Raw genomic sequence first — 3356 nt, forward strand, 5'->3', positions numbered from 1 at the left:
AAGGCATGACACTCGACGGCAAGGCGGCCCTGGTCACCGGCGGCAGCCGGGGCATCGGTGAGGCCGTGGCGATCCGGCTCGCCGAGGAGGGCGCCGATGTCGCCCTGACGTACCACAGCCAGGCCGAGCGCGCGGCGGATGTCGTCGACCGGATCAAGGCGCTCGGCCGCCGCGCCTGGGCCGTGCAGGCCGACGGCGTCGACGCGGAGGCGGTGCGGGCCGCCGTGGAGGGGGCGGCCGCCGAGTTCGGCCGCCTGGACATCCTGGTCAACAACGCGGGCGTCGGCGCCCTCGGCCCCATCGCCGAGCTGTCGCTGGACGATGTGGACCGGGTCCTCGCCGTGAACGTCCGGGCGCCGTTCCTCCTGGCGCAGGCGGCCACCGCGCATATGGCCGACGGCGGGCGGATCATCAATATCGGCAGCTGTATGGCCGAGAGGGTCGCCTTCCCCGGCGGCAGCCTCTACGCGACCAGCAAGACCGCGCTCACCGGCCTCACCAAGGCCCTGGCCCGTGAGCTCGGCCCGCGCGGGATCACGGCCAACCTGATCCACCCCGGACCCGTGGACACCGATATGAACCCGGCCGACGGCGAGAACGCCGCCTTCCAGAGCGGCCTCACCGCGCTCGGGCGCTACGGCCGCACCACGGAGATCGCGGCGACCGTGGCCCATCTCGCGGGAGACAGCGGCCGCTACATCACCGGGGCGTCGATCGCCGTGGATGGCGGCTTCGCCGCCTGACCGGTCGCTCCCTCCATCCCCAGACCCCAGACCCCAGCAGACAGGCAGATAGACAGATAGACAGACAGAAGCGAGCCCCGACGCCGGGGGGAGGCGCCGGGGCTCGGTCTAGGGGTTGGAGGGGATCTGGTGGCTGGGGTCTGCTGGCCTGAGAACTCAAGCCGCTGCGTCGAAACCGGTCTGGCGGGCCATCTTCTTCAGCTCAAGCAATGCGTGCTTCTCGATCTGGCGGATCCGCTCACGCGTGAGGCCATGCTGCTTGCCGACCTCGGTCAGGGTTCGCTCGCGGCCGTCGTCGATCCCGTACCGCGCCTTGATGATGGAGGCGGTGCGGTCGTCGAGGCGGCCGATCAGGTCCTCCAGCTCCTCACTGCGCAGCAGCGTCATCACCGACTGCTCGGGCGAGACGGCCGAGGTGTCCTCCAGCAGATCGCCGAACTGGGTCTCCCCTTCGTCGTCGACCGACATGTTCAGACTGACCGGGTCGCGGGCCCAGTCGAGCACATCCGAGACCCGCTCCATCGTGGAGCCGAGCTCCTCGGCGATCTCGGCGTGCTCCGGCTCGCGGCCGTGCTCACGGTTGAACTCCCGCTGCACTCGGCGGATCCGGCCGAGCTCCTCGACCAGGTGGACGGGCAGCCGGATCGTACGGGACTGATCCGCGATCGAGCGCGTGATGGCCTGACGGATCCACCACGTGGCATAGGTCGAGAACTTGAAGCCCTTCGTGTAGTCGAACTTCTCCACCGCGCGCACCAGGCCCGCGTTGCCCTCCTGGATCAGATCCAGCAGGGGCAGCCCACTGCGCGGATAGCGGCGCGCCACAGCCACGACGAGGCGCAGATTGGAGCGGATGAAGATGTCCTTGGCGCGGGCACCTTCGGCGGCTATCGCCTCCAGCTCCTCGCGGCTCGCACCTGCGGCAGGGGTGTCCTCAACCTCCCCGTCCAGGATCTGCTGGGCGTACACCCCCGCTTCGATGGACTGAGAAAGCTCGACCTCCTTCGCCGCGTCCAGCAACGGGGTGCGAGCGATCTCGTCGAGATACATGCCGACCAGGTCGCGATCGGCGATCTCCCCGCCTGAGGCGCGAACACTGTTGGCCCCATCAGCGCCACCACCGGCGGCGGACTGATTACGGGCGACGGCACGGGTTGCCATGCGTGCTCCCTTACAGATGGATCGGGCGCGGACTATGGACGGACTCTCCGGTGTCGGGTGCCCCGTCCGAAGGAAACAACGACTGGAATCAGGACAGAATTCCCATCAGGCCCCCACCTTTTTACGATCATGCAGTATCCTGTCCAGCCACACGCGGGTCAGCGCACTGCCGAGACAACGGAAAGCGCAGGTCAGACCCCCTGTGCGGCTGCCTCCCACGGCTCTTCTGCCCTTCTCCCATCTGTCAAGACGAATCTCGCGGGCTGCCGGTTGCCCGTACGGCCCAGCGCGCCCGGTTGCCCGGCCCTCCGCATGGGTGTGCGCTGGAAAGTGACAGGCCAGGGCGGGGTCGCGGCGACGAGGAGGTTCCGCCATGAATGCCCCCACAGCCCCCACTGCCCCCGTGGGCCACCACCGCCATCCGCGGCTCCCGCTCCGACTGCACCCCTCCGCCTCCTGGGGCGTCCCAGCCGTTCTCGCGGTGCTCTACGGCGGCTGGATGATGTTCGTGACCCACAACCAGGGCTCCAGCATCCCCACGGCCGCCATCTTCGGCGTGGTATCGGCGGCGGTGGTCGGGGCGCTCTGCTACGCCCTCGGCAGGATGACGCCGGGCCTGATGCCCGAGATCCGGGCCGTGCTCTACGGGTCGGTCCTCGGCTGCGCGCTCGGCTTTCTGCACTCCGTGAGCGGAGGCTCGGTGTACCGGTCCTCGGGGATCGGGCTGGGGGCGGGGCTCGTGATGGTGGGCGTGTCGTTCTACGTCTTCCACATACGGGCGGAACACCCTCGGGGGTAACCCCCAGTCTTCGAGGACCGGCCCCCGGGCCCGGCCCGGCTTAGGTCGTTGGTCCCCGCACGCCTCCGTCCCCGGCCCGTTCCGGGGCCGACCCGCCCTCCCTAGCGTGAGGCCATGACCGACGACACGAGTGGAACTCTCGACGAAGCCCTCGAGCGACTGCACGCCTCCGGCCCCGAGCGTCACGGATGGCTGAGCAATCACGCGCCGATGGCCGCGGAGGCACTGGTGCGCCACGGCCAGGGGCGCACTGTGCACCGCTGGCTGGACCGCTATCGCGACAAGCTGGAGGAGATGCCGCGCTCGTACGCCGCGATCACCGAGGAGAACTGGCGCGAGGCGCTCGGCGATCCACGCCGTCTCGCCGACTGGCCCGCCTACTTCGACCGGGAGCTCGCCGACCGCCCCTGGCAGGACGTGCTCGCCGTGTGGTGGCCGCGGCTGCTGCCGGGCATCGCCGGCGGCGCGACGCATCCGGTGATCCGGGTCGGCCACGCCGTACGGACCCTGCTGGACGAGCCGGGTACGACGACCGCTCCCCGCATCGCCGAGCTGGCCCACGCCCTCGGTTACTGGGCCGCCCGCCACGCCCCGCTGCCGCCGCTCCGCCGGCTACCGGGCCCCGCCTCCGGGTTGGCGGCCGACGCGCTGGC

Annotated in this window: 4 protein-coding genes; 3 read left to right on the forward strand and 1 reads right to left on the reverse strand. The window is 70.4% G+C overall.

The window, feature by feature from the left end:
* The first annotated feature begins 5 nt into the window (after nucleotides 1-5).
* Complete coding sequence (locus GWI24_RS42280) at nucleotides 6-743, forward strand: SDR family NAD(P)-dependent oxidoreductase (RefSeq protein WP_210951331.1); 738 nt, start codon at nucleotides 6-8, stop codon at nucleotides 741-743.
* 156 nt (nucleotides 744-899) lie between these two features.
* Here the strand turns inward: GWI24_RS42280 and GWI24_RS42285 are convergent, their stop codons facing one another.
* Nucleotides 900-1904, reverse strand: a complete 1005-nt coding sequence (locus GWI24_RS42285; protein WP_210951328.1) for an RNA polymerase sigma factor RpoD/SigA — start codon at nucleotides 1902-1904, stop codon at nucleotides 900-902.
* A gap of 373 nt (nucleotides 1905-2277) precedes the next feature.
* Between GWI24_RS42285 and GWI24_RS42290 the strand changes: the two genes are divergently transcribed.
* Together GWI24_RS42290 and GWI24_RS42295 are read left to right on the forward strand one after the other, a co-directional pair.
* Nucleotides 2278-2703, forward strand: coding sequence for a hypothetical protein (locus tag GWI24_RS42290; protein ID WP_210951329.1), 426 nt, complete (start codon nucleotides 2278-2280; stop codon nucleotides 2701-2703).
* A gap of 114 nt (nucleotides 2704-2817) precedes the next feature.
* On the forward strand, nucleotides 2818-3356 hold a 539-nt coding region (locus tag GWI24_RS42295), incomplete at its 3' end, for a questin oxidase family protein (RefSeq protein ID WP_210951330.1).

This window comes from Streptomyces sp. MK37H, from assembly GCF_018035285.1.
GTDB classification, from domain to species: Bacteria; Actinomycetota; Actinomycetes; order Streptomycetales; family Streptomycetaceae; genus Streptomyces; species Streptomyces endocoffeicus.